Genomic DNA, 25814 nt, shown 5'->3' with positions numbered 1-25814 from the left:
CGATCTTCAAGCGCCGAAGATTGAGATGGTCGGGCTGACGAAAGCGCCTGTGGTTGTGGAGGATTTGCCGCAGGAGGAGGAAGAAGAGGAAGTCGTCGAAGAGGAGCAGGAGGAAGAGGATTCTGGATGGGGCTTCCTCGATAGCTTACAGCTTGGACTCGATATAGTGGGGATGATCCCTGTCATCGGGGAAGTAGCAGACGTTGTCAATGCGGGGATATCTGTCGCGCGTGGCGATTATGCGGGTGCCGCTATGTCCCTTGCAGCCGCGATTCCAGGTGCGTGTACGGCAGTGACTGCGGCAAAGCTGACGACGAAAGCAGTGAAGGCAACAAAAGCGATGACCAAGGCAACGAAAGCGGTCAAGGCAGCAGACAAAGCACTGGGTGTATCGAAAGCGGTAAAGGCGACGGCCAATGCAGCAAGCGTAGTGAAAGGCAAGGTCGTCACTGCTGCGCGGAACATACAGGAGAGTATGGACAAGCTTGCCGCTGTGCAGAAGCTGAAGAAGAGCATGGTCGGCAAGTTCATGCAGAAGCCTGTTGTGAAGGAAGTGCTCAAGGAAGCCGGATCTGAGGCGTTGGATTATGCGACGGATGGTGTTTTCTCAACCGTAGCGGGAATGGCCGGGGGTCGGAAAAGAATCAAAGGGAAGCACAAGAAACCAGGCAAGGTAAGAAAGATGAACGTCAAAAAAGTAAAACCGAAAAGCTGCATCAAAGACCCGGTCCATGGCGGTACTGGAGCGCAGTTTATCGTTCATCCTGCCCTCAAGCTGTATGGAGCCGAGACGTGGACATTTGAGCTGCATTACAACTCCTTGCTTTTGCAAGAGGGAGCACTGGGCAAAGCATGGACACACAACTACGAAATGCGCTTGGAATTCCTGGATGAGACACGCGAAGAAATTACGGTTTGGTGGAATGCTGGCCGCGCCAATACCTTTACTCGTGTTCAGGACGGTTTATATCGGTCCAGCGATGCGGACGTCTTTTTTGACGAACTGAGGGAAAGACAAGACGGCTATACGCTGTGGGTCAAGGAAACGAGAGAGACGTACGATTTTGCCAGAAATGGACAAGCACTTCGCCATACGGTGGCTGCCGGGATGTCGCTGCTCTTTAGCTATGATCAGCATGGCAGGCTGAATCGATTGACAGAAGAGCGGAGTCGTCGAGCGTTTTCACTGGAGTATGGGACGGATGGCTTGGTGTTAGCATTGTCCGATGGGACTCGTTCCCTTCGCTTTTCGTATGATGCCGACCGCAGGATGACACGCTACACCAATCCCAATGGTGTTGTCACTGACTTGTCCTATACAGGAGATGACCAACTGGAATCTCTGGTATCCGATGGCGTCATCGTCTATACGAATACGTTTGACGAGGAAGGACGCATCATCTGCCAAACAGACGCGGCAGGCATCCCAGGTTATATTCACTATGATACCGAGAGCCGCCCGGGCATGATGGTCACGACCTTCACAGACGGCAATGGGCATGTCGAGGTCATGGTTCATGACGACAATGGCCAGTTGCTGGAGAAGACTGAGAAGGATGGAACGGTCACCAAATACTCCTATAATGAGTGGGGACAAACGACATCTGAAACAAACGGAGCGGGCGAAACAACCACTTACACGTATGACCATCGCGGGAATCTGGTAAAAGAGACAGATCCTCTTGGCCATACAACGACCTATACGTACAACGAAAATGACCTACTGATAGCAGAAGAAGACGCGGAAGGCAGAGTCACGACTTACGCCTATGATGAGCACGATCGGCTGGTTAGCATTACAAGACCAGACGGCTGCATCTCTTCCATCGGGTATAACGAGCACGGGCAAAGAAGCACTTATATTGATTTTACAGGAGCAAAAACTACTTATCATTACGATGGACAGGGAATGCTCGTTTCCGCTCAAGACCCAGAAGGGCGTATCTTCCGTGTTGGCTTCGACCCTACAGGTAGGATGACAACCTTTACAGATGCTTTTGGAGGTTCGCTAAGTCAGGTATTCGATGCCAATGATAATCTTGTTGGTGTCATAGATCCTCTCGGAAGGATGCATTCCTTCACCTACGATACACAGGATTGTCGGGTAGGGGAGACTACGCCTACCGGAGTATCGACGAAGATCGGATATACGATTACAGAAAAAGTAGAATCTATCACGAACGTCTTTGGTGAAGTCACTCATTATGAGTATGACAAGGAATGGCAGATAGTTGGGGTGGTAGACCCAACCGGGGCGAAGACCAGTCTCGAACGCGATGCCATGGGCAGAGTGACATCAGTCACCGACCCTTTGGGGAACACCCAGCGCTATGAATACGATGCTGCCGGGCGCTTAACGGCTGTCTATGATGCAACCGGACAGAAGGTGAGCGGGCTCACCTATGATGGCGCAGGAAACATTCTTGCCCATATAGACGGACTCGGCCGATCAACCCAATACCAATTCAACAAGCTCCATCAAGTTATTGCCACAACGAATGCGGCTGGACAGAAAACCAAGTTCTCCTACGATGCAGCCGCACGACTGACAGAGGTATTGGAAAACGAAGCAGCCGTCTACAAGCAGCAATACGACGGAGAAGGCCGCCTAACTAGCTATACGGATGCCAATGGCAATGCCACCACGCTCTCCTACGATGCCAGTGGTTTGCTTTTAGCTGAGCGGAATGCTACTGGAGAAGGAACGACCTACCGCTATGACAAGCGCGGATGGCTGACCAGCAAGACCAATGCACGCGGTCAGGAAACGCACTATCGCTACGATGCAGCCGGACAGCTCATTGAGCAGCAGGACGAAGCGGGGACTGTTCGCAGGACTTTCGACGCCGAGGGTCGCGTGGTAAGTGTCAAAGAAGATGGAAAAGACACCAAGCGCCGTACCTACGATCTTTTGGGACGAATCGTCTCCAGCACCGATCAGTATGGGAATACGCTACAGTACACCTACGATGCGGGAGGCAGACTGGCAACGCTCGTCTATCCAGATGGCAAGAAGGTTCACTATTCCTACGATCTCGCAGGTCAATTGACCACGATCACAGACTGGGCAGGTCGTGTTACAAGGTACACGTACGATGAAAATTACCGCCTCATCCGTACAGAGCGACCGAACGGTACGGTAGAGCAACGTCACTATGACGCAGCCGGACAGCTTTTGCGTCTTTGGGATCAAAATGCGCAAGGCGTCATGCTCCAGCAATATCGGTTTGTGTACAACGAGCTCGGGCAGATCATCCAAGAGGAAGAAAAGCAGTACACCTATGATGCTCTGCGGCGCCTGACGAGCGGAGCTATGGCAGGACGTAAGATTCTCTATACCTATGACCAGGGCGGGAATATTACCGCGATTGGGGATTCAGGTTCGAGTCTTGCTACGGCGATGACGTACGCCAAGGACAATCGGTTGGATACGGTAGATGGTCAACAAGTTCAGTATGACGAGGACGGCAACCTTCTGTTGCTCCCGGGCAAGCAACAGCCAGAAACGTATGCGTACGATGCCCTCAATCGTCTCGTTCGCGCTGGACAAGCCCGCTACACTTATGATGCCGAATACGTGCGCACCTCCATGACATGGAATGGTAAGACGACACGTTATGTGGTCGATCAAAACGCTGACCTCACTCAAGTTCTTATGGAACTGGAGGAAAATGGAGCAGCCAAAGCGTATTATGTATATGGACTGGGGCTCATTGGCCGTGAGGATGCGCAAGGCGACTATTTGTCCTATCACGCGGATACGCGAGGAAGCACGACCCTGTTGACCGATGAGCATGGTCGAGTCACAGACCGTTATACCTACGGATTGTATGGTGAGCTGGAAGCACATGAGGGCAGGACAAAACAGCCGTTTTGCTATAACGGCCGAGATGGAGTCATGACTGATCCGAATGGGTTGTACTACATGCGGGCGCGGTATTACCATCCGGGATTGAAGCGGTTCCTGAACCGAGATGTGCTCCAAGGGGATATGACGGACGGGCAGACGTTTAACCGTTTTGCTTATGTGAATGGGGATCCGATTGGGTTCATTGATCCGTTGGGGTTGATGAAGTGTTCGAATCTCCCGAATATTTCACAAAGGCATGACGAAATTGCGCATGGCGGATACTACGGAAGAAAGCAACAAAGAATCAATGATTATAAGAATAAGACTGGAAAATGGGCACCTCGTAAATCTGATGATGACGTAATTGAGGTTAACCCTAAAGATGTAAATTTTGCACAAGAATCAATAAACAAGTCATTTGACACCCCGAACGGTAAGGTCCCAATTACCAAAGTTGTAAAACAAGGGCCAGATCAGGTGAAAAATTTCCCACCAATTAGTGTAGTAAATGTTAAAGGTCAACTTGTCGCTAGAGATGGTAATAGCCGTTTGTATGTTGCAGTAAAAACTAAAGCAGAGAAGATCAAAGTGAGAATTGAAAAAGATATTGAAAGTTTTAGAGATTTAACAAAGAGATTAAGAAATAACGACCTTCCTAATGAAGGAACTAAGGAACCACCAACACCAAGGTAGGTGATTATTATGTTTTATATTAAAATTGACATCCATCAATTAGAAAGTGATTTAAAAAATATAACTTGTTGGAAAGATTGGGATAGGATTAAGAAAGATATTTTTCATACTGATGAATGGCCTGAAACATCTATTGAAAGATTAGAAGAGGATTTGGAAAGACCAGTTGAAATAATAGAAGGGTGTGAGTGGGATTCGACTACCAATTCGTATGATGTTTCCCCCGAAATTATGCATTTATATGAAAAAACCAGACAAAAAGTATTTGCTATACTGGAACCAGAAGCGGATGAGGAAAATAAACAACACCCGGAATTATACGGAAAAAGGTGTATATATTGCAGGATTTGGACAAGAGATTTTTCGAAACAAAAATGCCCGAAATGTAGTAATGAGTTACTAAAATTTCCACTTAATGAATGGGATTAGGATTAGCTTTTTTTGCCTAAAATGAAGGTTGTTCTATTGTTTTGAGTGAAATATCCAGAACCTTGATTGGCTGCTTGCCTTTCAAGGTTTCATTTTTTGAACGGCTGTTGACGAAAGAATTAACCATCTAACTAATAAAAAATTATTTGTCTTATTACACGGATACGAGCGGCAGGATATTTTTAATGATCATATTACTAGTTTTGAGAGGATAGAAAAATGAATCAAGAACTAAGAATTTTAATCAAAAAACTTATTGGCGGTGAAATAACAGATTTAGAATTTTTGGATTTGTTCAAGGGAAATATAGAAATAACGAGCTACTTTGACAAACTATTAGAAGCTACTTGTAGAGAAAAAAATAAAGATGACCTAGGATTACTATTTTATATAGGATTTACATTTGATTTATTTGATGAAAGACATTTGGAAATGTTGAACCAGTTACTTACTGAAGCTTGGCATAAGGCACATGAGGATATTGCTGGCTTGCTTCAATATTTTCAATCAAATTCATCAGTAGAAAGTCTTTATAAAGCAGCAATAACAAAATTTGAGTATCTTCATTACACAAATGCCCTTGCCGTAAAATGCATCTGGGCTCTAGGTGATATAAATACGCCAGAGTCTAAAGTGAAATTAGAACTCTTAAGTAAATCAAAGGAAAAAGAAATTAAAAAGAATGCTTTACACCAATTAAAAAGAATCTCTATAAAAAGGTAGGATAAAATAATTTACCAAATTCGAAAAAGCGACAGGTGATTTAGTTACAATAAAAATTCCATCACCTACTAAACGATCAAGAGATTACAGGGGAGCAAATACAGCAGCGAAATTGAATAAGGATTCGGATCCACCAGTACCGACGCCTGATAAAGCACCTAAAGGTTATATATGGCATCATCATGAAGTTGGAACAATAATGATTCTTGTTGAAAAAGTATTCATAGGGAGTTTCCTCATAGAAGATTAGGTGGGAGTATTGGGAGTACAGGTAAAAGATGTTCCGAAAGGTGAGGAATATGATCGAATTATTAATCGGAAAAATAGATAAAATTAGTGAAATATTAAGTGACGACCCATTTAGTCTGACCTTTATGGACATTACTAAAAATACTAATGAAGAACAATTCACAAATTCCGAGAATAGTCATTTAAAAGATTATTACTTGATTACAAATCGATATGAAAGATTAATTGGAGGAGTTATCAATATTTTTGGTCAACGGAAAGTTGCCGAAAATCAGTTTTATGTAGAGGAAATGCAAAGGTTTGATGGTGACTGGATTTGTATAGGAAAAATTGAAATGTACCCCCTGTTTATTAATAAGGAAAATGGTCAAGTAACGTGTTTATTTGGAGATCCATTAGATCAAAATTATGTTTTAGAGTCGTATGGAGACTTCAATAACTTCTTACTTAACTATTTTCTAGGGGAACAATATGGAGATATTGGATTGAAGCTTGTTGAATCTGGAGGGAGTATAAATACCGTTGGTTCAAAAGAGGATGAATGGTATAAAATGTTAGAAGAGAATGGTTTGTTAACGCAGTAAGAGCCTTTCAATACAACTCAAAAATTATTTTCATTTGATGAACTTACAAAGGCTTATCCATCTTAAAAGATGAGGATGGATAAGCCTTTTTCTACATGGGAGGAATATTTTATATGAATAACCTACCTATATTTAAGTATCAACCAAAAGCGTACGATGTTGGAGTCTTCAAAAAGGTACCTGCACAAAATTGCAGTATTTGTAATAAAGAAACAGATTATATTTACACGGGACCATTTTATTCAATAGACGAAGTCGACAATGTTTGTCCCTGGTGCATTTATGAAGGAACTGTTACTAAGCAATATAATGGTGTCCTACAGGCAGCAGTAGAATATAAGGATAAGTTGTTGTCTGTGACTTATGATGATGAATCGGATGAGTATTTGTATTTTATAGGATACGATGAAGTCGAACAGTTTCAAGATGATAAACTAGAGGAGTTACTTTTTCGTACCCCTGGTTACATTTCATGGCAGGAACCACAATGGCTAAGCCACTGCGATGAATTTTGTGCTTATATTGGATACGTGAATAAAAGTGAGCTATCAGCAATGAAGATAGATTTACGAGATGAAGAATTGTTTGCAATAAAGGAAAACTATGGTATTGATATTTTGGACCAAGTAAGTGAGGATTCAGGAATACATTTGTTTCAGTGTCTTACATGCGGACAACATAGAATTCACATTGATCACACATAATTTGTGAGAAATTTATTACAAGCTATGTACACCTATGAAGTAGAATAGGGGACACCTCACCGACCTAGAATGGTAAGACGACAAAACTAGTGATTATGAGAAGGGTGCTTAAGAGGATCCGTTCAATCTTGTAATAGGAGATATTGTAGAAGAACTTTCCTTTAAAACTATTGTAAGGAGACTATTCAGATAAACTTAGAAAGTCATTATATGATTGAGACCAAAAATGGAGGGAGTAATGAATGAATATCAAGGAAATTATCGACGAAATAAAAGGTTTTGATAATTGCATTATACATCCATCTCTAGGTTTACCTAAGATTGAATACCCGCACATATTACCAGATGACGTGAAAGAGTTCTATGAACTTTGCGGGGGAATTGAATTTTTTAAAGATGAAGATTTTGGTGTAGACATTGTATCTCCCAAAAAATTCGAATTAGCAAATCCCGTTATAGTAAAAGAGTTATGTGAATATGATATCTCTTCTAATTGGTTTATCATAGCCGATGATAGAAATGGAGACTATCTAACAATTGATCTTCATAAAGATAGATTAGGTAAATGTTATGACAGTCATTGGGATTGTCATGCTATTGCAGGTAGTTGTGCGATTATAGCCAAATCATTTACGGACTTACTAAATAGACTTATAAAGTCAAAAGGTGAAGGCACAACATGGTATTGGTATGAAGAGGATTTTGAGTCTCTTGGAGATGCTTATGATGGTACCGATTTAGATTAATAATGACAGTAAGTTTAGAATCGGCGTGCGACGATGACTCGTGGAAACAAGAGATTACAAAATTTTGGGACGTGTATTGCCCTTAGCTTTATCTGTAAGAAATGGTTATACCGTTTATGCAATAGATCTCGGGAGTGAATTTGGTTCAATCGTATGCGGTTATGAACCTGAATTTGAAGAAGTTGAACAAATCGCATCTTCGTTTGATCAGTTTTTAGATAAAATCATGAAGAATAGCGTAAACTTTTCATCATTTTAATCGAGCAGTATGAGGTGAGGCTATGTCATATGTAACGTTTGATTGTACACAGTTTATTTCATTTGATTCCGATAATGAAGCTGATGTCACTGCATCTTTGAAAGAGTTTGAAGTTACCAATCATTTCAAAGTGTTACCGAAAGATAAAATTTTGCCCAAGAAGATAGCGCATCTGAGACATTTTCTTCATTCAAGCGTTTTTGAAATGGTGAATCAAGAATTCATTGGAGAGTTTGACGAGTGGTTGGAAAGAGAGGAAGTACCAGTTGATATTTTAAGTTTCAGCCGCAATATTCAACTGTTCATGCAAAACAAGCATGTGCAGAATGCCACAGTAATCCTTGTTCGATACGCTCATGAACAAAAGAATGAAGACCACATATTTGTTGGGGAATTTCATAAAGAGCATATTTTGGAAGGGTTGTACCATGCTTCTTGTTTTGGAAACGCTGGAAATATCGTTGTTTTGAAAATGAAATCGAATGATTAGAGAGCTAAAACATGTATAATCTGCTCATCATAAAAGAAAAATGTCCCAGATGTGGCGTAATCGAGCGTACAGAAGCAGAATTTAAAATGGGCTATATGAATCTAGATTCCTACAACCTAGGTGATGAAATCAGATGGGCATCTGGGCAGTGTAAACCCCCTCACCAAAAAAGACCATCGGGCGGAAATGCAACAGGGGAAGGATATGTATGCTGTCCCTGTTGTGGAAAAGACTTTTGGATCATCATAAAAGTGGAACATGATGTCATTCTGCAAGTGGAAGTAGATTACACCAAGAACGGTTATATCAAATAGCTTTCTCTGAGTGACAATCCAGACCCGCCCAGGCCTTCCCTGGGCTTTTTGCGTTTTCCCCAAATCCCACACTTTCCCCTTACTTTTCACGAGGTTATCCCGAACATTCCCGGCGCCCATACGGTACGATTTGTTTGCAAGAAACAATAGGAGATAGGGAGTGTTCACACATGAAAAAAATGCTTTCCGTATCTATAATCGCAGCGTGCTTGTTGGCAACGAGTGCGGTAGGAGCTTTTGCGGCGGAGAAAGAAGGAAAAGGAACAGGGTGGAGTAGCCTGCCTGAAGTTCAAGCGCTAAAAGCATTGCAAGTGGAGCAAAAAGCTCTCCAAGATAAACGAAAAGCCCAAACCCAGACCAACAAACAAGCATGGGATATTCTTTGGGGCGACGTGACGCCAGAAGTACGTGAAACCGTGAAAAGCGCGCTGGCAGAGACAAAGCCACTCCGCGAAGAGAACAAGACGCTATCTGCTGAACTGAAAGAAGCGAAGAAAGCAAAAGATAAAGAAAAGGTGGCGAGCATCAAGGCTGAAATCGCCGCAAACCACACCGCCATCGAAGAAAAACTGGCGCAAATCCAAACAGAATTAACTCAGGTAAAAGAGAAAAGAGCGTCCTTCAAAGAGATGAACCAACAATTGAAGCCAATCCGTACAGAAAAGAAAGAGAACAAAGAGCAAGCAAAAGAACTGAAAACAAAAGAGAAGAACACAGTGAAAGAAGCAAAAGAAGTATTCAAGGCTGGTGACAAGGAGCAAGCAGCGACATCCTTGCAAGAGGCTGCTGATCTGTTGAAAGAACTGACCCAGGTACAGAGCGAAATTTTGGAGCAGAAGCAAGCAATTTCGGAGATTATTCAATAAGGAACGTCTACGAGAATAGTGACAGCCCGAATCCTGTTATTGACGAGACAGATGTTCCCCCTCACATAAGAGACAGGAAGCCCGTTGCACGCCAGCGGGCTTTTTGTCATTCCCCGATTCGTCAAACTCCTTTGAAGCATCTATACTAAAATGGAAGATAAAGACATAGGAGAGGATGAGTTTCGCATGGATATTCTAGAGAGAGCGGGTACGGTTGAGAGTAGAGAGGATATGGTTCAATTCATTTCTCATTTGATTAAGGATTATCAGCAAAATAAAAAAGAGTGGGCGAATATGTCTCTGGAAGAGTTCCTAAGTGGGATGGAATCATGGATTGAAGATTGTGATAATATGTTAGCTGATCTTGAAGGTGTAGACTGGAATTTGTTTGCTACCATTTTAATTGCAGGAAGCCGTTATGAGTAAAATAGGAACGGAATTCAAGGGTCTGCGACGATTTTAAGGGGTATTAAAGGTACAAAGCCCCTCTCCTTGCCTCAAAAACATATCATTCAGGACTAACGACCCATTCAAAAAATCCCAAATAATACCGATTGTAAGATTGTGTGTAAAATAATGGTCTTATTTGGAAGGGTGAATCCATTTCCCTAGAAGCATCGGAGGGGAGGGGGTTCATCTGGCAGGGAGGGGATACCATGAGCAATCGAACACTCACTTATGGAGATATACAAGTTTCACCCTATGAATTTACGCATTTGCAAACGATGAAAGTCGTGAAAAAGATGAACGAGCATGCTCGACTGACGCTCACAGGGATTATTTCTGAAGAGCGAAAAGATAGCTACGTGAACCAGACAAATGCCCAAACACTGATCAGCGTGGCACTGGCGGATGAATCGGGCAAGCCGAAAACATGGTTCCAGGGCATCGTTTTGCGCGTCCATGTCAAAGCGGTTCGCGGTATTTATTACTTGTCGCTGGAGGCAATTTCTCATACGTATTTGTTGGATGTCAAAACGAGAAAGCGTTCGTTTCAAAACCCGGCGATGACTTATGCGGGGCTCGTGAAAACGGTGCTGTCTGGGTACGGCAAAGCTGATTTTATTGACTCTGTTACGAACGGCAAGGCGTTGAATACGTTTGTCATGCAGTATGAAGAAACCGATTGGCAGTTTCTGAAGAGGATGGCATCGCGTTTTTATACAGGTTTGATCCCGACAACGGCTTTTGACATTCCCAAGTTTTATTTCGGTTTGCCAAAAGGTCAAGATAAAGGAAAGCTTGCGGTTAGTCATTATACGGTGCACAAGCGTGTCGGGGATTACCAGAGTGATGCGGAGAACAAGGTTCCGGGAATCGATGACCAGGACTATACCGTTTATGAAGTGCAGAGTGAACGAGTGCTGGAGGTCGGCAATGAGGTGAACTTCAAGTCCAGACCACTTGTCGTCGGAGAAGCGGTCACGGAGGTGAAGGAAGGCATTGTCACGCACACATACAAGCTTTATCCACGGCTAGGTCTGGCGCGTAAAAAGCAGTATAACCATGCCATCATCGGGGCATCCATCCAGGGCCGGGTGTTGCAAGTCCAGAAGGATAATGTGCGGGCCAAGCTGGACATGGATGATCAACAGGATCAGAGCACGGCATATTGGTTCCCTTACTCCACCATTTATGCCTCCGAGGATCAAACCGGATGGTATGTCATGCCAGAGCTGAACGACCAGATTCGGATTTATTTCCCGAGCAAAAAAGAAGAGGACGGTATCGCGATTAGCTCTGTCCTCAAGGAAATCCCAGACGACGACAAGCCAGCTCCCAAAAAGAAAGCCACACCGAAAAGCAATGCAGGTGGCGGTGGAGACCGGATGAAGGACCCTGCTGTAAAGACGTTTCGTACCAAATATGGCAAGGAAATCGTGTTGGCTCCTGACAAAATTGTGATCACGACAGGAGACATGTCGATCACGATCAGTGATACGAGTGGAATCGATATCAAGAGTAGCCAGAACGTGAATATAACAGCGGATAAGGACATGAAGCTATCAGCTTCTTCTCTGCATATTAGTGCGGATAAAATCGAGCTGAGTGGAAAAGGAAATACGATCAAGCTGGAAGACAAGATCGAGCTGAAAGGTTCGGAAATCAAGATGAACTAGAGGGGGCACTTGCATCGATGAAGAAAGAGGAAGCGCTCCAGCATCTGCATGATAACACCTTTTTACCAGCATTGGCTGAAAGCGTAGCGGCACTCGAGCGCTATTTCCAGCAAAACAAGGATCAGCTCGTCCGGGAGTTCGTGGAGTCTTTTCGGCAAATGCTCCAGCATATTGAGTTCATGCAGAGCAACCAGGAGCTACCCCCTGTCGGTTTTATTCACTTCTCATTGCTTCGGACAACCGTATTGGATGGTACGCACACATTTTTGATTGAGGGTTATACGGAGCAATGGTACTGGGAGCCAGTGGAATGCTATGCACGGTACGATGCAGCATGGGCATTGCAAGAGGCTTCCAAGCTCATTTCGCTACTGGACGAACGCCGAAAAATGTACATGGGGATCATACAAGCTACTGATGTGGAGTTTATGGTGCTAAAGGAAATGGAGCTTTTCGGTCAGTTTGTCACAGCGCTTGCCCGAGTGGCGATTCCGGAGGCCATTCAGCTGCCCGAGTACCAACAGATCAGGAAAGCGGATCGTCTGTACATACGAATGGGCGAATTCAAAGACATCAGCGAAGTGGTGTACATAGAAGAGCGAATCAAGCGGGAGGAGAAGGAGAGCAGAAGCCTGCTTGGGCAACCGAAAGGAACGTTTTGTACCCATGAAACATTCGCCCATATGGATTTGCCGCGAAGCAATGTAGACGCATTAGATTTGCGCTATTGCGATTTTAGTGGCAGTAATTTTGCAGACAGTCAGTTCCGTGCGTGTATCCTATTCGGAACAAGGTGGGTCAGTAGCAAGCTTCCACGCACTGATTTCAGCCATTCGCTTCTTTGTGATGCCGATTTTCGTTATGCTGACTTGAGCGGAGCCATCTTCTCATATGCCGAGGGACAAGGAGTCAGTGCGGACGAGCTGCATCGTGTACCGGGCTTACTCGGTGTCCAATTTTCATATGCTGATTTGCAAGGAGCGGATTTTCGCCATTCTCGTCTGTATCAAGCGAATTTTCATGGAGCGAATATGCGGAATGCCGTTTTTTTGGAGAAGGATCGTGAACGCTTTGCATTGAGCGAAGCGCAGATGCAGCAGATTGAGTGGAGAACGGAATAAAGGAGGCGGGATGACATGCGCGATTATTATTTGCTAGCAGATGACGGTCGAATGGCTCAAAAGGTCGTGCCATCGGGGCTGGGGCTGCAAAAGGAAAACACATTTGATCAACTCCCGCCGATATCCGTTCTTGAGGTCAACACGGATGGGGCCCAAGCCTACACAGATTGGTTGGAAAAGCCACTGCCGATGATTTCGGAGCGGATGAAAACCATTACTGCCAAATACAATCCGAGCATACAATGGAAGCGCGTCGATTTGATTGACAGCGAAACCAATCTGCGTAACGTTTACTGGGCCATGCAAGTACCTGCTGTAGATTGCCTTTCTATGGAGACTGCGTTTCATTTAAATGGAACGGTAAAGAGACTTGTATTAGATACCGATAAGATAAAGGCACATCATTTCTTTAAAGTTCAGGGGATCTTGGAGCCGTATATCGTGGTGAGTCTGGATGCTGCGGAAAGCTTTCTTCGCAGAAGCTTGAACGGATTTGTTTTGCAAAAAGTAGAGCAGGCACTGCGGAGGGAGCTATGACGATCTACTGGGATGAAAAGATTTTAGATGTATGGAACAGCATCCAGACACGGCGTCAACTCGCTGAAATGGAAGAACAACAGGTGCAATTGACGCTTGCGGAGTGTCTGGATGGCGTGCGAAAAGGCTATCTGGAGTATGAAGGGCGCAGGTTCGAATTCGCGGAGAATCTCCTCTTTGACGGGCAGCTTGGCATTCAGCTGCCCCGTTCGATGCAGCTCATGCCGAGGGGACGCGGGTCAAATAGCGGAGGGAATTCTCAGCACGAGCAGATTTCCTATAAAGAGGAAGAGAGCGCGGTCATGCTCGGCATGAATCATATGGCACATCCGTTGCCGATGAGCGGCGTAGAACCGTTTGTGCAGGCGATGACAGCACAAGTCAAAAAGGCGCAGGCAGGCTTGCAGGTCGTACATCATGAGCTTATCGAGCTGGATGGGTGCAGGATTGCCTGCAGCGAATTCATCATCCCGGTCGAGGACAAAACTTACTACCAAATCTTGTTCGCGACATCACTAAACGGGCGGGCACTACTCGGGAGTTTTCATTTTGAGTCTGGGGAAGTGCTCGTGTGGCAACCTTTGGCCCATGCGCTGATTCGAACGCTGCGGGTAGAGAACATTTGATCAAGACAGAACAAGGAGGTTTCCAATTGGAACAGCAGCAACATCAACAGCAATGGCAAGTGAGCGTGCCTGAAAATGAGCGGGTCATGTCGGTCAAAGAGTGGTTGATTACTTTTTTAATTATGATGGTGCCCGTGGTCAATCTCGTGATGTATTTTGTTTGGGCATTTGGCAGTGAAGGCAATTTAAATAGAAAGAACTGGGCAAAAGCGAACTTGCTGATTATGGGCGTTTGCATCGGGTTGTACTTATGCGTATTCTTTTTTGTTCTGATCTTGGCATTCATTGGAGCATCGGTTGAACAATAGCGAGAACGGTGGATTGGCAAAAAACGTGGAGGGTATGGAATGGATCACCAAACGTATATAGAAGGAAGCGTAGCGGAAAACGAAAAGGTCATGACGATGAAAGATTGGATAATCGTCTCGTTGTTCATGGTGATTCCGATCGCGAATATTGTTTTGTTATTTGTGTGGGCTTTTGGTTCAGAAGGGAATCTGAATCGTAAAAATTGGGCAAAAGCCGGTTTGTTGTTAATGGCCATTCTTATGGGGTTATATTTCGTCTTTGGTACGATAACAGCAATTATCACGTTTATTTTAATCGGCATGGAAGGGCAATAAGGACGATGCTAAGACATCGTCTTCTTTTTGCAACGATTTAGAGATCTGTTTCTTAATCTGGTATTCTGTTTATCAAAAATATTGAGACACCAGAAATTAAAAATACGCAAGTACATACAGTGAAGGATGAGGAAAAAAGCAATTCGAATCAACTGAGCAATGAATCGTTTCAATCCAAGGACTTATCTAATGAAAGATAGCGAACGCTTGTATGCTTTCGAAAATCATTTGAGAGATTTAAAGGATTTCAATGAGGGTAGATGATTGGCATCATCGCTTTTTATGGCTGAAATTACTTGAAGCTTCTACAAGGCATATTCCGACTCGAGCACCGAGAAGGATTATACCTTGTTTTTTTACGTAGACCGTTACACCAGCTTTGCTTTTTTGACGTGCTTTTTCATCAACAGATTGCCGAAATAGCAGCCGAGCAATCCGCCGACAAGCGTGAGAACACTGCCGCTGCTCCTTTTACTCCCAGCAAGAATCTTTCCTCCAAAATAGAAACCCTCATTTGTTCATCACGTATTACTACAGAGAAATCTAGCCCTAACAAAGTGAGGTGTTGTACATTGGCAATAAAGATATCGAAAGTGAGTACTTCAAGAGGAACGCTCCAATATCATTGGAGCGGAAACGGCAAACCCAATATCGTTCTCATTAACGGTGGTTCGGGACCCATAGAAGGCTGGATGAAGATACTACCGGCTCTTTCAGAGACGTCATCTGTCTTTTCCTATAATCGATTGGGTGTTTCGGGTAGTGATAAGCCGCAAGCCCCCCAAGATGGACTCACGATTGTAGAAACGTTACGGGAGGCATTAACGTTAGTAGGATTTGAACCCCCATTTTTGCTAGTCGGACATTCATTAGGGGGATTATATGCCAATTTATATGCCAGGCGTTACCCCAGTGAAGTAGCTGGCGTCGTCTTTTTAGAATCCAGCCATCCAAAAGATATCGGCCTTGAAAAATATCAAGGTAAGGTAGTCAAAACCATCAACAAAATGCTCTCCATGTTTGATTCCTTGTCTCCTCATAAACAATTCAATGAAGTTCATTTTGTCAAAAAAACAGTGGAACAAATCCATGCAATCGATTCTTTTCCCGACATCCCTGTTTATGTGATTACAGGTGGAAAAGAAAATCGTATGATGCCAGAAGAAGTACGCAAAAAACGAGTCGAGCATCAGATGGAACTACTTTCATTATCAAGCAACAGCAAGCATATCCTCGCTGAAAAAAGTGGACATTTTCCTCAGTTTACCGAGCCCGGAGTCGTCATAGATACGATCAAAGACTGTGTCGAACAAATACAACAAAAAACGTTGTAGCCCACCTGCCAAGCCGAGCTTTGCTACTCATTCGTTAGCCAGTTATTCCAAATCCTTTGTAGCAAATGTGTAACGAAGCTTTTCCCCTATTCATGTTATCCTGAAGATAGTAGCAATTCCGATCACGCAGAAAGGAAGAGGTCCATGTCAGCTGAGAAAGAGAACCGACTCTGCCAACGCTCCAAACAGATTCATAACCGCACGTTTGTCGTGACCTGCCAAGAGTTTTTGGTGAAGCAAGCAGACTTTCTGCTGGACGTATTCTCTGATGTAGAAGACGAGATGGGTCCTATCAAGAACGGTGCGAAAATTCAGGTAGGCTGGACCATTCTACTGGTTTTCGAACGGGATGGGTGTATGGAGATCGTGGCACCCGACTACGACGCGAATCCTTTTTCCGAAACAACTTCTGACCTGTCTGTGTCCTTGGTCGTGCAAATGGCGCAAAACAACTGCTTGCAAACCGTGCGAGCAGAAGGGGAAGCTGCTTTGTTCCAAGATAAAATTGTGGTGGCAAAAGGTGCATTTGAACAAGAACACGTCTATTTGCAGCGTGCAGAAGATGTTCGAAAAGGAGACTCCGGGTGGTATCTTGGGCCTGTGGAAGGCGAAGTAGACAGTGACCAGCTAGAGTCATACTACGTTTACCAACTGCTAAAGCTACGTCCGTCTCTTTTGCAAGCTATGGCTCTGCCACGAGGCTACATTGTCGTTTTCCAAGGAGATCGGATTGAAGCAGTCTTGGACGAGCACGATGTTAATGTATGGCCGACACTTCATTAGCGGCTCCGATTTAACTCCGCCGATACTTTATTCACGAGCTGATCCGCTTGCCGCGTCGTTTCGGGCAAACGGTATTTGGGTGAGAGCTTGGTGACCCACGTGCATGCAGTTGGCAAAGAGATTCCGTGTCCGATCGAGACGAAGATTGGTTTGATATTCGGTTGTGTGCGCAAGACTCCCCCGATGATCTCACCCTGATCGATCAACGGGGAATACGCACCTCTTTCGTGTGCTGGCTCTTCGTATTCACCTAGTAGTCTCGTCTTTCCACAGCCAATAGTAGGAATGTCAAACAGGACGCCCAAATGACTGGCTAGTCCGAATCTTCGCGGGTGAGCGATTCCTTGCCCATCGCAGACGACGAGCTGCGGTGTTGTTTTGAGCTCCTTGAATGCACGTACCAACGGAGGCAGCTCTCGAAAAGAGAACAAGCCAGGAATATACGGGAATTCCACGGTGTCTTGAATGACGACAGACTCGACGACTTGCAGGGAATTGGCGTCGAGGATCACGACACCAGCGACTAACAAATCAGACTCGGCATGATAGGCGACATCTACCCCGGCGATATAGCATACGTCTGTTAGTTGATCTTCTTCTTTTACTTGCTGAGCTAGCTGTCGCTGTAAGTTGATTGCCTCTTGCTCATTCATGTTCCAAGGATGCTGGATAATCGGCTCCATCTGGTTACCTCCGGATGATAGAAGATTTGTTCATTATATCCAATGGATGTGCTATGCTCCAAGTCTTAGGAACAATTCCGAGAAAATACGTTGACTTCTCGGATGAAAAGCACTATTTTGTAACCGACAGAATGATCATGTTCGAGATGGAACGAGGAGGGCCCGTCGTGAAAATCGCAGTAGTAGGAAGCATCAATATGGATCTCGTAACCCATGTACAACATTTGCCCAAAGCAGGAGAAACGATCGCAAGCCATCACTTCGAGCTGATCCCGGGTGGAAAGGGAGCGAATCAGGCAGTAGCAGCGTCTCGCCTGGGTGCGCATGTCTCCATGATTGGAATGGTAGGAGAAGATGAGAACGGCCGGGTCATGCTGGGAGGGTTAACGGATGCCTGCGTTCACATAGAGGGGATCAAATGCTCAGGTACAACAGGCATGGCTTTTATCAATGTAAGTGATGATGGGGAGAACAACATCGTGCTTGTTCCAGGAGCGAATGCGCTCGTCAGCACCGAGCATATTGCTGAAAATCTGTCTATTTTAAAGGACAGTGACGTCGTATTGCTGCAACTGGAAATCCCGATGCCTGTCGTGGAATATACAGTCAAAGAGGCAGCTCGACTCGGCAAGCTGGTCATTTTAAATCCGGCACCTGCACGCGAGCTATCCAGTGAGCTATTAACCCATGTACATACCCTAACCCCGAATGAAACAGAGCTTTCCATTCTCACAGGAATGCCTGTATCCACGATAGACGAAGTGCATGCCGCAGCCAAAAAGCTTTTGTCTGGTGGACCAAAGCGCGTCATCGTGACGTTGGGAGAAAAGGGTGCTCTCTTGATAACCGCTGATGAAGCGACCCATATCCCGGCGTTCCGCGTAGAGCCAGTGGATACAACTGCGGCAGGCGATTCCTTTACAGCAGCTTTTGCGGTTGGGATCACACAAGGAATGACCGAAACCGAAGCGGCCACTTTCGCTAGCAAAGTAGCAGCGATTGTCGTTACTAGGAACGGTGCTCAACCATCCCTGCCTACTTTCGATGAAGTACAAGCATTTTCTTTTTAATGGGGGAGAATAATGGAAAAGGTCAATGTAGCTGAAAAGTTTACGTTATTCCATGAGTATTGGAATCCCAAGATTGCAGGCGAAATCAATGACTCCTATGTAAAGCTGGTGAAATTGAAAGGAGAGTTTGTCTGGCATCAGCATGAAAATGAGGATGAGATGTTTTTGGTAGTGAAAGGGAAACTCCTTATTAAGTTTCGCGATAAAGATGTTTGGTTAAACGAAGGGGAATTTCTCATTGTTCCAAAAGGTGTAGAGCATATGCCAGTTGCAGAGGAAGAGGTTCATGTATTATTGCTTGAACCAAAGACGACGCTGAATACTGGTGATCAAGTAAACGAAAAAACAGTAACAGATTTAGAGACGATATAATCAATGATCGAGCCTATTTTGAAAGATGATTTTCAAAATGGGCTTTTTCTATAGGCATGGTTTTGTACAGTTGCAGCCATTTTATTTGTTGACCAAACGGTACATAATGTATAAGATTTTCCATAACAGTTGGAAACGAAAGGAGGATTCCGGTGAGCAAACGCGGCAGACCACGTGATTTTGATTACACGTCCATCGTAGATGTGGCCATGAAAACATTTTGGTCAAAAGGCTACAATGGTTGTTCTACGCATGATTTATGCAGTGATACTGGACTGGGGAAAGGCAGCTTGTACAATACGTTTGGCAGCAAACAGGACCTGTATCTTGCAGTGGTGGAACACTATCACGATACCGGGATTCGTGAACAGCGGGCATTATTGGAAGGGCCGGATTCTGTGAAAGAACGGTTGCAAAATTTTTTAGCGTGGGCATTCGTGGAAGACTTTCAATCAACGAATCCAAAGGGATGTTTGCTGATCAATGCGGGATTGGAACGGGCAAAAGACGATCCCAAGATTGAAGAAATCGTCTCCAGACATGTTGAACTTCTGAAGGATACCATGGAGAAAGTGATGGAGGAAGGCTTGCGAACGGGTGAAATCTCTCAAAAACGATCTGCGGTGGATTTGGCAAGCCTATTTTTAAGCAGTTACTACGGCTTTCGTGTATTGAATACTTCCACACAGAATCGGACATTGGCTGAACAAATTATGAAGGGGACCATGGAATCTATCTTCGGCGCGTAATGCGCTCTTTTTTTGAGTGATTTTTGTACCGATTGTTACAATAATAAGCAGGGAGGGTTTCTTTATGCCGTCGATGATTTATTTGTTAGCGGTAGCGATTTTTGCAATGACGACTTCTGAATTTATGGTGGCAGGGATGATGAATGAGCTTGCCGATGATTTCGGCGTATCGATTTCATCCATCGGATATTTCATTACGGCGTATGCGGGTGCAATGGTGATAGGGGGCCCGCTACTAACAGCAACGCTCCTGCACATTCGCCGAAAACAAGCGTTGCTATCATTGATTGCCGTCTTCTTTATTGGTCAAACGTTAGGAGCAATGGCTTGGAATTATGAGTCAATGATGCTTGCGCGTATCCTAACGGGTATTGCCTCATCCGCTGCGTTTGGCATCTCTGTCAGTATTTCAGCTGGCTTGGTTCCCCCTCATTCACGGGGAAAGGCCGCTTCGATTGTTTTGGCAGGCTTAATGATTGCTACTGTCGTAGGACTCCCGCTGACAACCGTGATTGCACAATATTTCGGCTGGAGAATGAGCTTTTGGGCTGTTGCTATCGTCGTATTGCTATCAGGGATTTTGATTCAATGGTTGCTCCCTTCCTCCACACAAAAAGATCGGATGAACGCAAAGGATGAGCTTGCCAGTTTTCAAAATCCACACCTTTGGGCCGCGTATGCAACGAGTATGCTGATCATTGGCGGTACCTTCGCAGCGTTTAGTTATTTTACTCCGATTCTTACGGAAGTAACGGCATTTTCGGATGCGAGCATCCCGTATTTGCTTGCCCTTTACGGTATCGCGACCGTGATCGGAAATATCGTGATTGGCAGACTTGCTGATCGTTTTACCATGCGAATCCTTGTAACGGGATTAAGCATCCTCCTAGGGGCATTGGTTCTGTTTGCGGTAGGTGCCGAAAATAAATGGATCGCGGTGCTGTCCATTGTTCTGATTGGGTTGACGGGTGTAGCGATGAATCCGGCCATGATTGCGCGCGTCATGAATACAGCAGGCAGTGGGACGATGGTAAACACGGTGCATACTTCTTTTATTACATTGGGTGTTGCCATTGGTTCTTTCTTAGGCGGGATCGGGATCAGCAGTGGCTATGGACTTGTTTCACCATTGTGGGTAGGTGCTTGTTTTACCGTTATCGGGTTACTTTCAATCGTTCCTTACTTGCAAAAGAGCAAAGTGTAAAAAACCATACAATCCCTCTTGAAAGTCAAAAAAGGTCAAACTATAATAAAGTCAACGAAGGTCAGAAAAGGTCAAAGGTCTTCTGAATTCCAAAACAACGCTTTTGGGGGGATTGAATATGCATTGTGAAATCTGTAAACAACGAGAAGCAACTGTGACAGTTCATATACGTGTACAAAATCAGCAACAAAAATACGATCTGTGCCAGGATTGCAAAACAAAGCTGACCAACAAAATGGGAGTGGGTATGGGCTTTAGTCCTTTCTCCTCCTTCTCTGGACTGGATGAGTTCCTGCAAGGCTTTGCTCAAGGCCAGATGAATCCGGGCAAAGCTTCCGGTCAACCGCAGCGACAAGCGCCAGAACGCGGTGGGGGCATCCTCGATGACCTGGGCCGTAATCTAAACGATGCGGCACGTACCGGACTAATTGACCCTGTGATTGGACGCGAACAAGAAATTGAGCGTGTCATCGAGATTTTGAACCGTCGCAACAAAAACAATCCGGTTCTGATCGGGGAGCCAGGGGTCGGGAAGACGGCGATTGCGGAGGGCCTCGCTCTGCGCATTACGGAAGGGCAAGTACCGACCAAACTGAAAAACAAGCAGGTGTACATTTTAGATGTCGCCTCTCTGGTTGCAGGAACGGGAATTCGCGGACAGTTCGAGGAAAAAATGAAGCAAGTGATTGCCGAGCTGCAAAAACGCAAAAACGTCATCCTGTTTGTGGATGAAATTCATCTCTTGGTGGGCGCAGGCTCTGCGGAAGGTTCCATGGATGCAGGGAACATTCTGAAGCCAGCTCTTGCTCGCGGTGAGTTGCAGCTGATTGGGGCAACTACGTTAAAAGAGTATCGCGTGATTGAAAAAGACGCTGCTCTGGAGCGTCGCCTGCAGCCGGTCATGGTCAAGGAACCAACCGTAGAACAAGCCATCGAGATTTTAAAAGGATTGCGCCCGAAATACGAAGCATTCCACCAAGTCGCTTACTCGGATGATGTCATCCGTGCCTCCGTGGAATACTCCCATCGTTACATCCAGGATCGATTCTTGCCCGACAAGGCGATTGATCTCATGGATGAAGTAGGCTCGCGTTTGAACCTGAGATCCTCCGTGGTGGATACGTCAGAGTTACATGAGCGTCTGGCGCAAATCAATCAGGAGAAAAAGGAAGCGACGGAGCAAGAAGCTTACGAACGTGCTGCCCGTCTGCGAGACGAGGAAGCGGGCATTTTAGAGAAGCTGGATCAAATCGAGGGCAAGGAACAACGCGTCAAGGTTGACGTCACAGACATCCAAGCCTTGATCGAGCAAAAGACCGGGATTCCAGTTACCAAGCTGCAAAGTGATGAGCAGATGAAAATGAAAAACCTGGCAGCTCATTTGGAAGCAAAAGTCATTGGCCAGTCCGAGGCGGTCACACAAGTAGCGAAGGCGATTCGACGCAGTCGGGCAGGTCTGAAACCGAAAAACAGACCGATTGCTTCCTTCCTGTTCGTCGGTCCGACTGGCGTAGGGAAAACAGAGCTGTCCAAAGCGCTGGCAGAAGAGCTGTTTGGTACCCGTGATTCCATGATCCGCCTCGATATGAGCGAGTACATGGAGAAGCACTCGGTATCCAAATTGATCGGTTCTCCTCCTGGCTACGTCGGTCATGAGGAAGCAGGTCAGCTGACTGAGCGCGTACGCCGCAATCCGTACAGCATTATCCTGCTGGATGAGATCGAAAAAGCACATCCGGACGTGATGCACATGTTCCTGCAAATTCTGGAGGATGGCCGTCTGACAGATAGTCAGGGCCGTACGGTGAATTTTAAGGAGACGGTCATCATTGCGACGAGCAATGCCGGTGTGATCGAGCGTAAAATCTCCGTTGGCTTTGGAGCACAAGCGCCCGAGCCTGCCACCGTGCTGGATTCTCTGGGAGCGTACTTCAAGCCGGAGTTCCTGAACCGCTTCGACTCAATCATTTCCTTTGCTCATCTGGAAAAACAGGATTTGGTCAAAATCGTCGATCTGCTGCTGCAAGATGTCATGGGCAATCTGTCTGAGCAAGGAATGGAGATCAGCGTGACTGATGCCGCAAAAGTAAAGCTGGCTGAGCTGGGCTACAACCCTTCCTTCGGGGCACGTCCATTGCGCCGCGTGATTCAGCAATATGTTGAGGATGGCATTGCGGATCTGGTGATGGAAGAAGACAATGTGACAGCAATGGTCATTGATGTCGAGGATGATGTAATTCGAGTGAAAAAAGGATAACAGTTGTAAAAAAAGAAACCCCGATTGGGGTTTCTTTTCTTTTTAAGATATTCCTTATTTATTCATGAGTTTCTCCTTGATGCCATTGCTGATGCTGCTAGTACTTTCCATTTTCAGCTGACGGCGCTTGGTGACGATTTTCTTCACCCATAATCCGATCAAGATGAGCGGCACCACGGTGAGAAAGATATAGAGAGAAACGTTATGGACCATATTTTCCGCCATTTTACCGTAAAAATAGAACAAGAGTCCAACTGCGTAAAATTTGACTGCCCGTCCAATTGCGGCATACCCGATTAATTTCCACAACGGGAATTTCAAGCAACCCGACATGATTGTAAATACTTTAAACGGAATCGGTGTAAACGAACCGATGAAGATCGCGACTTCGCCCTTCTTTTGAAACATCTCTGTGGCAGAGTCAATCCATTCCTTCTTGAGGAGTTTGTACAGAACGGATTTGCCTAGTACTTTACCGATAAAATAACCGACGGGAGTCCCTATGAGACAAGCGATGTAGCCTACCGTAGCAATCCACAATGCCTGCGAAGGGTCAACGAGGCTGAGTGGCACTTGAAGAAAGAAGGCAGGAACGGGAAAGATGACTGCGTCTGCAAAAGAATGGATGAACATTCCTAAATAGCCGTATTCCATTAAGAAATCTAAAATGTTCTGAAGCATCTATTTCTCCTTTGTCATTCTATCGTTAACTGCCAGTCATCAACTCAATTAAGTATGTGTATAGATGCGATTCTACTTCAAACTGGCCGACTATGGAACGAATTTTTTTGAAATGGATTTACTTATTATACAATGAAATACCCCAATCCCTGCATCTTGAAACAATTTATACCAGAGAATCTTCCGGGTAAACCATGTTCCTTGTATCTGATAATACGATGTAGATCGTTTTCTGGTTACTCAATAGTTCCATTATCGAGGTTTCATTGTTGTCCAAAAACGCACCCCCGCCGGATTTTATCTAAGACTTAAGGCGGATAGGTTAACGGTGCATGCGGCGTAGCACATCCATCAACACGTTAATCCCTTGCTCAATCACTGTTTCCTTGGCATAGGACACATTCAGCTTTAACATATTTTCTTGCGGAAAGCCCATCAAGTAATTTTTGTCAGTAGCATCCACAAGGATCGAGCGTTTTTTGAGCTGGCTGATAACAGCAGGGACCGGAATAGAATGGTTCAACACAATATGCGTATGAATCCCCGGATACGCAAGGGGCTGAAAGGTGAACAGATGCTCTTCATTCACCGTAAACTGGTTCAAGGACGCCATCAGCAGGTTGGATCGCCGGTGATAGGAACTGCGTATCTTTTGCTTGTGTCGCTCGAACATTCCGCTTTTTAGGTAAATTTCCAGCGCAGCTTGAGATAGCATGGAGCTGTCGATATCCATGAGTCGTTTGTGTTGGTTGAAGGAATCCTTTAGCGCGTCAGGTATAACAGCTACACCCAGACGGAGCCCGGGAAAAATAATCTTGGAATAGCTTTTTACATAGATCGTGCGAGAAAAACGGTCATAGGCAAAAAGCGGATCCGCTTTGCTGTCATGCTCAAGGTCTGCCATGTAATCGTCTTCCACGAGATAGACGTCGTACTGCTGGGCAAGCTCCACAATGCGCTGCTTATCCTTTCGGCTGTATGACGTCCCGAGCGGGCTATGATAGCGAGGCATCGTATAGAAAAACTTGATTTCTCCCGTTCGGAAAATAGACTCTAGCTCTTCTAAATCGATTCCTTGGGCAGTCCGCTTGATCCCGAGAACAGGATGCTTGCGTACTTGCAAGCTTTCAATGAAAAGGTGGTAGCTGGGCTGCTCAATCAGAATCGTTTTTTTGCCATTTGGAAAAGGAAGGCTGCACAGCAAGGTTAGAGCTTGTTGGACACCGGAGGTAATGAAAATATTGCTCGGGTCCGTAAAAACCTGATGGTTCCCAAGTAGCTTGGCGATGACGGCAATGAGTGATGGCAGGCCTTGTGTGGTTCCGTATATGAAAAGATCGTTTTTATAGGTTTCAATCGCTTTATTGATGCAGTGTTGAAAGTCGACATAAGGAAAGAGGTCAGGATCGGGAGCAGAGGTCGCAAAATCGATTATCGACGTATCTGCGGGCTGTATCTTCCTTCGCTTTTTCACGACGTAGTAGCCGCTTCGGTCGACCGAATAGATGAGATGACGCTTTTCGAGTTCATCCAAGGTGCGGATCACGGTGCTTTTGCTGCATTGGTAGCGAGTGGCGAGCTCCCGAATGGAGGGAAGCCGGTCTCCGTCTTGATAGGAGAGGCTTTCAATCAAGGTTTCGAGTTCATTTTGAAGCTGCAAATATTTGTGCATCTAAAAACAGTCCCTTATGCCGAATTTGTACCGGTACAGTTACTCCTTTTTTGCATTGTAGCACGATTGATCCCC

The 25814-nt window shown here is 45.2% G+C and carries 26 protein-coding genes; 23 read left to right on the top strand and 3 right to left on the bottom strand.

The genetic code is table 11. The features are described from left to right. From HP401_RS26175 to HP401_RS26085, 18 genes are all read left to right on the top strand, one after another. A partial coding sequence (locus HP401_RS26175; protein ID WP_254457195.1) for an RHS repeat-associated core domain-containing protein occupies positions 1–4543 on the top strand: 4543 nt, incomplete at its 5' end. A gap of 9 nt (positions 4544–4552) precedes the next feature. Then, on the top strand, positions 4553–4972 hold the full coding sequence (locus HP401_RS26170) for a hypothetical protein (protein ID WP_173607148.1): 420 nt from the start codon (positions 4553–4555) through the stop codon (positions 4970–4972). A gap of 219 nt (positions 4973–5191) precedes the next feature. Further along, positions 5192–5695, top strand: a complete 504-nt coding sequence (locus HP401_RS26165; protein ID WP_173607147.1) for a HEAT repeat domain-containing protein — start codon at positions 5192–5194, stop codon at positions 5693–5695. Positions 5696–5994: 299 nt separating this feature from the next. Further along, the gene (locus tag HP401_RS26155) at positions 5995–6528 is read left to right on the top strand and encodes a hypothetical protein (RefSeq protein ID WP_173607145.1); all 534 of its coding nucleotides are present in this window, start codon (positions 5995–5997) and stop codon (positions 6526–6528) included. A 113-nt stretch (positions 6529–6641) separates the two neighbouring features. Further along, positions 6642–7232: a CbrC family protein gene (locus HP401_RS26150; protein WP_173607144.1), complete on the top strand. Its 591-nt coding sequence runs from the start codon at positions 6642–6644 to the stop codon at positions 7230–7232. A 242-nt stretch (positions 7233–7474) separates the two neighbouring features. Continuing rightward, complete coding sequence (locus HP401_RS26145; protein WP_173607143.1) at positions 7475–7978, top strand: SMI1/KNR4 family protein; 504 nt, start codon at positions 7475–7477, stop codon at positions 7976–7978. Positions 7979–8042: 64 nt separating this feature from the next. Then, a complete protein-coding gene (locus tag HP401_RS26140; RefSeq protein ID WP_173607142.1) occupies positions 8043–8237 on the top strand; it encodes an SMI1/KNR4 family protein in 195 nt (64 codons plus the stop codon). Between the two features lie 22 nt (positions 8238–8259). Next, on the top strand, positions 8260–8727 hold the full coding sequence (locus tag HP401_RS26135) for a hypothetical protein (RefSeq protein ID WP_173607141.1): 468 nt from the start codon (positions 8260–8262) through the stop codon (positions 8725–8727). Between the two features lie 484 nt (positions 8728–9211). Continuing rightward, positions 9212–9907 (top strand): hypothetical protein, encoded by a 696-nt coding sequence (locus HP401_RS26130; RefSeq protein WP_173607140.1) that lies wholly within the window; start codon positions 9212–9214, stop codon positions 9905–9907. Positions 9908–10093: 186 nt separating this feature from the next. Continuing rightward, positions 10094–10333, top strand: a complete 240-nt coding sequence (locus HP401_RS26125; protein WP_015892686.1) for a DUF7660 family protein — start codon at positions 10094–10096, stop codon at positions 10331–10333. 230 nt (positions 10334–10563) lie between these two features. Continuing rightward, complete coding sequence (locus HP401_RS26120; RefSeq protein ID WP_173607139.1) at positions 10564–12027, top strand: contractile injection system protein, VgrG/Pvc8 family; 1464 nt, start codon at positions 10564–10566, stop codon at positions 12025–12027. Between the two features lie 17 nt (positions 12028–12044). Then, a complete protein-coding gene (locus tag HP401_RS26115; RefSeq protein WP_173607138.1) occupies positions 12045–13148 on the top strand; it encodes a pentapeptide repeat-containing protein in 1104 nt (367 codons plus the stop codon). 15 nt (positions 13149–13163) lie between these two features. Further along, positions 13164–13685 carry an imm11 family protein gene (locus HP401_RS26110; protein ID WP_173607137.1) on the top strand — a complete coding sequence of 174 codons (522 nt, stop codon included), beginning with the start codon at positions 13164–13166 and terminating at the stop codon, positions 13683–13685. Next, complete coding sequence (locus HP401_RS26105) at positions 13682–14311, top strand: hypothetical protein (protein WP_173607136.1); 630 nt, start codon at positions 13682–13684, stop codon at positions 14309–14311. Before HP401_RS26110 ends, HP401_RS26105 begins: the two co-directional genes overlap by 4 nt. A gap of 26 nt (positions 14312–14337) precedes the next feature. Then, positions 14338–14619, top strand: coding sequence for a hypothetical protein (locus tag HP401_RS26100; protein WP_041749579.1), 282 nt, complete (start codon positions 14338–14340; stop codon positions 14617–14619). Positions 14620–14658: 39 nt separating this feature from the next. Further along, on the top strand, positions 14659–14934 hold the full coding sequence (locus tag HP401_RS26095) for a hypothetical protein (RefSeq protein ID WP_173607135.1): 276 nt from the start codon (positions 14659–14661) through the stop codon (positions 14932–14934). Positions 14935–15230: 296 nt separating this feature from the next. Then, positions 15231–16268, top strand: a complete 1038-nt coding sequence (locus HP401_RS26090) for an alpha/beta fold hydrolase (protein ID WP_254457194.1) — start codon at positions 15231–15233, stop codon at positions 16266–16268. A gap of 144 nt (positions 16269–16412) precedes the next feature. Further along, on the top strand, positions 16413–17051 hold the full coding sequence (locus HP401_RS26085) for an immunity protein Imm33 domain-containing protein (RefSeq protein ID WP_173607134.1): 639 nt from the start codon (positions 16413–16415) through the stop codon (positions 17049–17051). Here the strand turns inward: HP401_RS26085 and nfi are convergent. Next, complete coding sequence (gene nfi / locus HP401_RS26080) at positions 17048–17734, bottom strand: deoxyribonuclease V (protein WP_173607133.1); 687 nt, start codon at positions 17732–17734, stop codon at positions 17048–17050. The genes HP401_RS26085 and nfi overlap by 4 nt on opposite strands. 167 nt (positions 17735–17901) lie before the next feature. On the opposite strand from nfi, the gene rbsK reads away from it, so the two are divergent. From rbsK to HP401_RS26055, 5 genes are all read left to right on the top strand, one after another. Next, complete coding sequence (gene rbsK / locus HP401_RS26075; protein WP_173607132.1) at positions 17902–18804, top strand: ribokinase; 903 nt, start codon at positions 17902–17904, stop codon at positions 18802–18804. Between the two features lie 9 nt (positions 18805–18813). Then, positions 18814–19176: a cupin domain-containing protein gene (locus tag HP401_RS26070; protein WP_015892675.1), complete on the top strand. Its 363-nt coding sequence runs from the start codon at positions 18814–18816 to the stop codon at positions 19174–19176. 152 nt (positions 19177–19328) lie between these two features. Then, positions 19329–19925 (top strand): TetR/AcrR family transcriptional regulator, encoded by a 597-nt coding sequence (locus HP401_RS26065; protein ID WP_015892674.1) that lies wholly within the window; start codon positions 19329–19331, stop codon positions 19923–19925. A gap of 64 nt (positions 19926–19989) precedes the next feature. Beyond that, the gene (locus HP401_RS26060; protein WP_173607131.1) at positions 19990–21129 is read left to right on the top strand and encodes an MFS transporter; all 1140 of its coding nucleotides are present in this window, start codon (positions 19990–19992) and stop codon (positions 21127–21129) included. 118 nt (positions 21130–21247) lie between these two features. Next, on the top strand, positions 21248–23386 hold the full coding sequence (locus tag HP401_RS26055; protein ID WP_173607130.1) for an ATP-dependent Clp protease ATP-binding subunit: 2139 nt from the start codon (positions 21248–21250) through the stop codon (positions 23384–23386). Positions 23387–23440: 54 nt separating this feature from the next. Here HP401_RS26055 and HP401_RS26050 read toward each other — a convergent pair whose 3' ends face one another. Beyond that, entirely contained in the window at positions 23441–24067 is a 627-nt protein-coding gene (locus tag HP401_RS26050; RefSeq protein ID WP_173607129.1) for a YqaA family protein, read from the bottom strand. Positions 24068–24389: 322 nt separating this feature from the next. Next, positions 24390–25739, bottom strand: coding sequence for an aminotransferase-like domain-containing protein (locus tag HP401_RS26045; RefSeq protein ID WP_173607128.1), 1350 nt, complete (start codon positions 25737–25739; stop codon positions 24390–24392). Positions 25740–25814 lie beyond the last annotated feature (75 nt).

Origin of the sequence: Brevibacillus sp. HB2.2 (assembly GCF_013284275.1) — a bacterium.
In the GTDB taxonomy this organism is placed as follows: domain Bacteria; phylum Bacillota; class Bacilli; order Brevibacillales; family Brevibacillaceae; genus Brevibacillus; species Brevibacillus brevis_D.
Note: the sequence above shows the minus strand (reverse complement) of the source record. Positions and strands in the feature narration are given on the sequence as shown.

Bases quoted from the DNA above. Each gene is read 5' to 3' on its own strand.
- HP401_RS26170 (WP_173607148.1), top strand. From the start codon at position 4,553: ATGTTTTATATTAAAATTGACATCCATCAATTAGAAAGTGATTTAAAA.
- HP401_RS26165 (WP_173607147.1), top strand. From the start codon at position 5,192: ATGAATCAAGAACTAAGAATTTTAATCAAAAAACTTATTGGCGGTGAA.
- HP401_RS26155 (WP_173607145.1), top strand. From the start codon at position 5,995: ATGATCGAATTATTAATCGGAAAAATAGATAAAATTAGTGAAATATTA.
- HP401_RS26150 (WP_173607144.1), top strand. From the start codon at position 6,642: ATGAATAACCTACCTATATTTAAGTATCAACCAAAAGCGTACGATGTT.
- HP401_RS26145 (WP_173607143.1), top strand. From the start codon at position 7,475: ATGAATATCAAGGAAATTATCGACGAAATAAAAGGTTTTGATAATTGC.
- HP401_RS26135 (WP_173607141.1), top strand. From the start codon at position 8,260: ATGTCATATGTAACGTTTGATTGTACACAGTTTATTTCATTTGATTCC.
- HP401_RS26130 (WP_173607140.1), top strand. From the start codon at position 9,212: ATGAAAAAAATGCTTTCCGTATCTATAATCGCAGCGTGCTTGTTGGCA.
- HP401_RS26125 (WP_015892686.1), top strand. From the start codon at position 10,094: ATGGATATTCTAGAGAGAGCGGGTACGGTTGAGAGTAGAGAGGATATG.
- HP401_RS26120 (WP_173607139.1), top strand. From the start codon at position 10,564: ATGAGCAATCGAACACTCACTTATGGAGATATACAAGTTTCACCCTAT.
- HP401_RS26115 (WP_173607138.1), top strand. From the start codon at position 12,045: ATGAAGAAAGAGGAAGCGCTCCAGCATCTGCATGATAACACCTTTTTA.
- HP401_RS26110 (WP_173607137.1), top strand. From the start codon at position 13,164: ATGCGCGATTATTATTTGCTAGCAGATGACGGTCGAATGGCTCAAAAG.
- HP401_RS26105 (WP_173607136.1), top strand. From the start codon at position 13,682: ATGACGATCTACTGGGATGAAAAGATTTTAGATGTATGGAACAGCATC.
- HP401_RS26095 (WP_173607135.1), top strand. From the start codon at position 14,659: ATGGATCACCAAACGTATATAGAAGGAAGCGTAGCGGAAAACGAAAAG.
- HP401_RS26085 (WP_173607134.1), top strand. From the start codon at position 16,413: ATGTCAGCTGAGAAAGAGAACCGACTCTGCCAACGCTCCAAACAGATT.
- nfi (WP_173607133.1), bottom strand. From the start codon at position 17,734: ATGGAGCCGATTATCCAGCATCCTTGGAACATGAATGAGCAAGAGGCA.
- HP401_RS26060 (WP_173607131.1), top strand. From the start codon at position 19,990: ATGCCGTCGATGATTTATTTGTTAGCGGTAGCGATTTTTGCAATGACG.
- HP401_RS26055 (WP_173607130.1), top strand. From the start codon at position 21,248: ATGCATTGTGAAATCTGTAAACAACGAGAAGCAACTGTGACAGTTCAT.
- HP401_RS26050 (WP_173607129.1), bottom strand. From the start codon at position 24,067: ATGCTTCAGAACATTTTAGATTTCTTAATGGAATACGGCTATTTAGGA.
- HP401_RS26045 (WP_173607128.1), bottom strand. From the start codon at position 25,739: ATGCACAAATATTTGCAGCTTCAAAATGAACTCGAAACCTTGATTGAA.